The organism is Bradyrhizobium campsiandrae (assembly GCF_014529705.1).
Lineage (GTDB): Bacteria > Pseudomonadota > Alphaproteobacteria > Rhizobiales > Xanthobacteraceae > Bradyrhizobium > Bradyrhizobium campsiandrae.
The window spans coordinates 1-386 of the sequence record NZ_JAANIH010000275.1 but is presented as its reverse complement, the minus strand read 5'-3'; the positions used below and the strand labels follow the sequence as shown (position 1 = coordinate 386).

The window sequence follows — 386 nt, the reverse complement described above, 5'->3', positions numbered from 1 at the left end:
GTGGTGAGCGCCTGGACTTCGTCACCAGAGGTCCGCTCTGGGGGGAGGACCCATTGTGGGGTGCCGACCGTGTAACCCGTGGGGCTCACCAGCAACCCGGGGGAGGTCAGGGCAGTGAGGAGATGGGGGACCTCGTCGTTGTGGCGTCGACTGTCGACTTGGTCGGCAAGAATGACCCAGGCGAGCATGGAGCGCTCCTTCCCGTGGTGCTTTGGTCTGCCGTCGTTGGTTTAGAGAATAACCTAAATTGTGCGCCGGTAAAGGGTAGAGCCTTATGTGGCTGCCTCGGGGCGAGCGTGTGGTGGCTGTCGAACGGACTTGCCCTGTTGTTGTCCGACCGTGAGGATTCCAAGGCTAAATTGAGCCTTGGAGGGTTCAGCCTGGGA

1 protein-coding gene is annotated in these 386 nt (G+C 61.1%); it reads right to left on the bottom strand.

The window, feature by feature from the left end; translation table 11 throughout:
* Window positions 1-188, bottom strand: a 188-nt coding sequence (locus tag G8O24_RS47410; RefSeq protein ID WP_210324926.1) for a hypothetical protein, incomplete at its 3' end; no start/stop codon positions are given.
* Between the last annotated feature and the right edge of the window lie 198 nt (window positions 189-386).